We start from the raw sequence: 4,976 nt of genomic DNA on the forward strand, positions 1-4,976 counted from the left end.
ACTATCCTAGTGTGGGTGCAACTGAAACGTTGATGATGGCAGCAACCCTTGCTGAGGGGGAAACCATTATTGACAACGCTGCTCGTGAGCCAGAGGTTGAAGACTTGGCAAACTTTTGTCGAGCTATGGGAGCCAAAATCCAGGGGGCTGGTACTAATCGCATTGTGATTTCTGGTGTCTCAAGTTTGCACTCAGTGGACTACTCAATCATTCCTGATCGCATTGAAGCTGGGACATTCTTAGTAGCGGGCGCAATCACCCAGTCAGAAATTAGCCTACTATCAGTTGTGCCTGATCACTTGACTGCTGTAATTGCCAAATTGCAGGAAATGGGGGTTGAGGTGATTGCTGATGCTGGCGATCGTCTAACGGTTCGGGCCAGTGGTCACTATCGTGCTAGCGATATCAAAACCCTTCCTCACCCAGGGTTCCCGACAGATATGCAGGCTCAGTTTATGGCTTTGCTCACATTGGCGGAGGGTAGCAGTGTGATCACTGAAACCGTATTTGAAAATCGTCTTCAGCATGTCTCTGAATTGAGCCGCATGGGTGCCGATATTCGGGTCAATGGCAACACGGCTATTGTACGTGGAGTACCCTTTTTGTCTGGTGCGCCAGTGCAGGCTACAGATTTGCGTGCATCGGCAGCGCTGGTAGTTGCTGGGCTAGCTGCTGAAGGTAAGACTGTGATTCAAGGACTGCATCATTTAGACCGGGGCTACGAAAATCTAGAAGGTAAACTTAAGCAGCTTGGTGCTCGACTAGAGCGAGTTAGTGTAAGTTAGTGTCAATCTAGCCATCTAGTGTCCTTTGCAAGGCGTTATTCTGGATGGGGTCTATTTCCTAGCATTGAGGCGTTATGAGTGAGACAGCAGCCAAGTCAAGCTTGGCAATTTGGTTTCAGCGCTTACTAGCCGCTATCATGCTAGGCGGTCAGGTCGTTATTCATCTGGCATCGGGTAAGGTTAACCAGCGCAATGTACGTGAACAGATGGCGATCGTTGGCCCAGAGTCGTTGCCGATTACAACCTTGACGGCTGCCTTTGTAGGTATGGTGTTTACCATCCAGGTAGCACGGGAGTTCATTCAACTGGGTGCTAGTAATGCAGTAGGTGGGGTGTTAGCGATCGCCTTAGTGCGAGAGCTAGCTCCTGTATTAACAGCAGTTGTCATTGCTGGACGAGTTGGGTCGGCGTTTGCTGCTGAGATTGGCACCATGCGGGTCACAGAACAAATCGATGCACTATACATCCTGAAAACGGATCCGATCGACTACCTAGTAATTCCTCGCATCATAGCGTGTTGCAGCATGTTACCTATTTTGACCATCTTGTCCTTCGTTACCGGTATGGTCGGGGGCTTGGTTATTGCTATTAGCCGATATAATCTAGCAGCCGTGGCCTTTATCAACTCTGCCCGCAATTTCTTGCAAATTTGGGATTTAATCAGTGCAGCAATTAAGGCAGGTGTGTTTGGGGCACTAATTGCCATCATCGGCTGTAGTTGGGGGCTGACGACAACTGGCGGTGCCAAAGGTGTGGGACAATCCACTACTACGGCTGTGGTTACATCCCTACTAGCTATCTTTTGCTTTAACTTCTTTTTATCTTGGGTGCTCTTTCAAGGGCCTGGCAGCGCAACACTCCGGGGCCTCTAGCACGCATCAGTCATGTGTATACACCTCGTAGCATCTATGGCATCGGCAAGTAAGGCGATTACACCCAACACTCCTCAGCTCAAGTCTACAGAAGTAGCCATAACAACCTTATCCACAGCATCTAGATTAGGATTTCAACTGCCGGATCCAGATGATGAGACAATTGCCGACCACGACTTTCAGGCACAGGTTGACCAAGCTTGGCAGACGTGCGATCAGCTCAATCTACAAACAGACATTTGGCGTGGTCGAATTTTGCGCGTAGTGCGCGATCGAGAAAAAAATCGCGGCGATGGACGCGGCACAGGCTTCTTGAAATGGTTAGCTGACCACGAAATCAGTAAAAGTCAAGCCTATAGCTGGCTGGAAATAGCGGCTAGTGCTGACACCCTAGCTACAACTGGGCAGCTAGATGCAGAAACAGTTGAGCGTTTTAGCAAGCGAGCCTTTGTGGAAACAGCGAGAGCTACACCAGAAGTGCAACAACTTGTGACTGACGCTGCTCGCAGTGGCAGCCATATTACCCGTCGAGAAGTGCGCCAACTAGCCGATGAATGGATAGCAATGACTTCAGACTTGCTTCCAGAACCCGTGAAAGAACGGGCTGCGGCTAGTGTGATTCCCCCACGCTATTTGGCTCCCTTGGTGCGCGAGATGGAGAAGTTGCCTACTGTGCACCAAGCGGTCATCCAAGAGGCGATTGCTGATGCTCCTGATGTAGAGACAGTCAGACAAGCCACTACCGATGCCCGCCGCTTGGCAAAATACCTAACCAATAGCAGCCATGTCCAAGCCCTTGATCATCCCCAGTTGGACATAGAAGCTGCTCTAGAAGAGGCATTACGGCTAGACTGCTTACCTTCTGCGGCTGACTTAGTTGCCCAAGCGGCTCAGGTAGAGCAACTGGCTGCCAAACTATTCACCAGTTGGAAACGCCTCCAAAACTTAGCTGAACGGTTGTATCTGGACAGTGGTGCTAGCACACCGCATCTGCGGCGAATGCTTTCCTGTCTAGAAACCCTGTCGGGGGAGTCTATCCAACTCCAGCTAGGTCATGGGGACTCGCCTCGCACGATTTGCATCCACATTCAGGATGATGAGGTGTGGTCAGCGACTGTTGAGTAATTGTCCTGATGAGTAATTGTCCTGATGAGTAATTGTCCTGACGCACGATCGCCTAGGGTGTAAATAGACGCTCAACTGGAATGACAATATCTAGAAATGTTGTAGGGGCTGCTGTGCCACTTGTTAGACAGTGCTGATGCTGATACTGGCCTGCGATCGGCAAGCAAAATGTCATTAATTGCTGATGCTTGAGATGAACGATCCAATAATCTTGAATCTCCGCTGCTGCATAGGGAGCACTGCGCTCAATCATGGCTTGTTCAGTATCATTTTCTACATAATCAATAAGCCAGTAAATGTTATTCGGCTGGGGATGATGTTCCAGGTAGACTGTATCTAAAGGCTGCACAATGGCAAGATCAGGCACTGGCATAGAGCCATCTGCCAAGATGATGGGCTTATGCTCTCGAACTTGTGCTCGGCTGTCTAACAGTGAGCGTAGTTGGTGGGCAAAGCGATCGCTAAAATAAGCGTGAAGGGGGGTTTCAGCAGGGACATTCATTACGGCACAGTTTGCGTGAGGGGTCAGTAGTCTCCCCATAACATACCCATTCTTGCCGCTAACCTGCACAACTAGTTACACTAGCCCCCTAAAAACTCGTCAGCTCCAGTCTTCATCATTACGGCGACCACGCACATCTCGATAAATTTGTTCAGCATGGATGCGGCGTGTCTTTTCGTATAAAGCTTCTTCCGTTAAGCCCCACTGTCGCAGCACTTTCTCCAAATCAGCTTGAATATCACGGGCACCCGGAAAGCCTCGATAACGAATGCGCAATCGTCCCAACTCTGCTAGGTTATAGTCTGTAGGTTCCCCAGCCAATAGGGCATTCACAATTTGGCGATCAACCGCTGCTTGGGGATGCTGCTGATCTCGTTGTTCGCTAGCTGCCATTGACCTCTACAGGATTACCGTCTCCAACACTCACAATTTTAAAGCCAACAGCAGGCAGATTTGACAGTTAGAAGCCCAGCGAACGGAATTCATGGAATTCACGGCCTAACCAGCAAAGTCATACCTCTAAAGCAGAGATATAGGGTAAACAACTGACGGAAACCCCTGTAGTGTAAGGGTTCTGTAGATGCGCTTTACCGTCATGTTTCTAGCCCTTAACACCACTGCTAGCTTCACTGGGAATGATATACCGTTGCATGATCAAGAAGAATCCTAGGATAGGAGCGATGGAAATAATGGATCCAGCGGCAATCAAGCGCCAGTCTAGGGAAAAAGTGCCCGCCAGTTGGGCAACACCAAGGGGCAAGGTGTAATACTCTTGCCGATCGAGGATGATTAATGGCCAAAGAAAGTCACTCCAAGAGCCGATGAAGACAAAAATTGCCAAGGTCACCAGAGCTGGACGAATGGCTGGGATCATGACGTACCACCAAATGCCCAAGGCTGAGCAGCCGTCAATGCGGGCGGCTTCTTCCAGTTCTTTGGGTACCCCTTGAAACGCCTGTCGGAGCAGAAAAATGCCAAAGGCAGAGGCAATGTAGGGAAAGATTATCCCTAGGTAGGTGTTACGCAGACCTAGTTGAACCGTCAGCACGTAGAGCGGAATCATGACAATCTGGAAGGGAATGAGGATGGTAGCTACAATCGCAGTAAACAGTGCGCTGCGTCCCCAGAATGTCATCCGAGCTAGGGGATAGGCTGCCAAAGCACAAAACAATAGGTTTAGCACCACAGTCAGTGTGGCCACGATCGTACTGTTCAGCAGGTAACGTCCAAAGGGATTAGTTTGCCAGACCTGTACGAAGTTAGCAAGGGTAGGCTGCTCAGGCAAAAATCGGGGTGGAAATTCAAAGATTTCCTCTGTAGGGGACTTGAGGGATGTGCTAAACAGCCAAATCAAGGGTAAGAGCATGGCAAGGGCGATCGCACTGAGCACCACATAGGTCAGCACTAGACGCAATACGGGCGATATGGAAGCTATGCCTAAAGATTTGATATTCGCAGACTGGCTAGGAACCATGGTATGTTTCAGTGTTGCCACATTCTAACTGTACACCCTGAAATTGGGAGTAAACATTCGAGTCACTTAACAGTAGAGGCAAAATCAGGGTTAAATCTCTACAGTGGTTATGATTTAGACTGACGGCGGCGTTGCCAAGCCAGACTAATGACTACCAGACCTAGACCTGCAAGCAAGACGGTCAGCAAGACTAGCGGAGCCATACTGCGTGATGAGGG

The 4,976-nt window shown here is 49.6% G+C and carries 6 protein-coding genes; 3 read left to right on the forward strand and 3 right to left on the reverse strand.

Annotated features, from left to right (window positions below):
• The 3 genes from NZ772_13620 to NZ772_13630 form a co-directional block, all read left to right on the forward strand.
• A partial coding sequence (locus tag NZ772_13620) for a UDP-N-acetylglucosamine 1-carboxyvinyltransferase (protein ID MCS6814588.1) occupies positions 1-785 on the forward strand: 785 nt, incomplete at its 5' end.
• Positions 786-859: 74 nt separating this feature from the next.
• Positions 860-1,657: an MlaE family lipid ABC transporter permease subunit gene (locus NZ772_13625; protein ID MCS6814589.1), complete on the forward strand. Its 798-nt coding sequence runs from the start codon at positions 860-862 to the stop codon at positions 1,655-1,657.
• Positions 1,658-1,693: 36 nt separating this feature from the next.
• On the forward strand, positions 1,694-2,782 hold the full coding sequence (locus NZ772_13630) for a hypothetical protein (protein MCS6814590.1): 1,089 nt from the start codon (positions 1,694-1,696) through the stop codon (positions 2,780-2,782).
• 52 nt (positions 2,783-2,834) lie between these two features.
• Here the strand turns inward: NZ772_13630 and NZ772_13635 are convergent, their stop codons facing one another.
• From NZ772_13635 to NZ772_13645, 3 genes are all read right to left on the reverse strand, one after another.
• On the reverse strand, positions 2,835-3,284 hold the full coding sequence (locus NZ772_13635; protein MCS6814591.1) for a Uma2 family endonuclease: 450 nt from the start codon (positions 3,282-3,284) through the stop codon (positions 2,835-2,837).
• Between the two features lie 99 nt (positions 3,285-3,383).
• A complete protein-coding gene (locus NZ772_13640; protein ID MCS6814592.1) occupies positions 3,384-3,677 on the reverse strand; it encodes a DUF3288 family protein in 294 nt (97 codons plus the stop codon).
• 208 nt (positions 3,678-3,885) lie between these two features.
• Positions 3,886-4,650, reverse strand: a complete 765-nt coding sequence (locus NZ772_13645) for a carbohydrate ABC transporter permease (GenBank protein ID MCS6814593.1) — start codon at positions 4,648-4,650, stop codon at positions 3,886-3,888.
• Positions 4,651-4,976 lie beyond the last annotated feature (326 nt).

Source organism: Cyanobacteriota bacterium (assembly GCA_025054735.1).
GTDB lineage: Bacteria > Cyanobacteriota > Cyanobacteriia > SKYG9 > SKYG9 > SKYG9.

Coding starts and splice junctions, on each gene's coding strand:
- NZ772_13625 (MCS6814589.1), top strand. CDS start 860: ATGAGTGAGACAGCAGCCAAGTCAAGCTTGGCAATTTGGTTTCAGCGC.
- NZ772_13630 (MCS6814590.1), top strand. CDS start 1,694: ATGGCATCGGCAAGTAAGGCGATTACACCCAACACTCCTCAGCTCAAG.
- NZ772_13635 (MCS6814591.1), bottom strand. CDS start 3,284: ATGAATGTCCCTGCTGAAACCCCCCTTCACGCTTATTTTAGCGATCGC.
- NZ772_13640 (MCS6814592.1), bottom strand. CDS start 3,677: ATGGCAGCTAGCGAACAACGAGATCAGCAGCATCCCCAAGCAGCGGTT.
- NZ772_13645 (MCS6814593.1), bottom strand. CDS start 4,650: ATGCTCTTACCCTTGATTTGGCTGTTTAGCACATCCCTCAAGTCCCCT.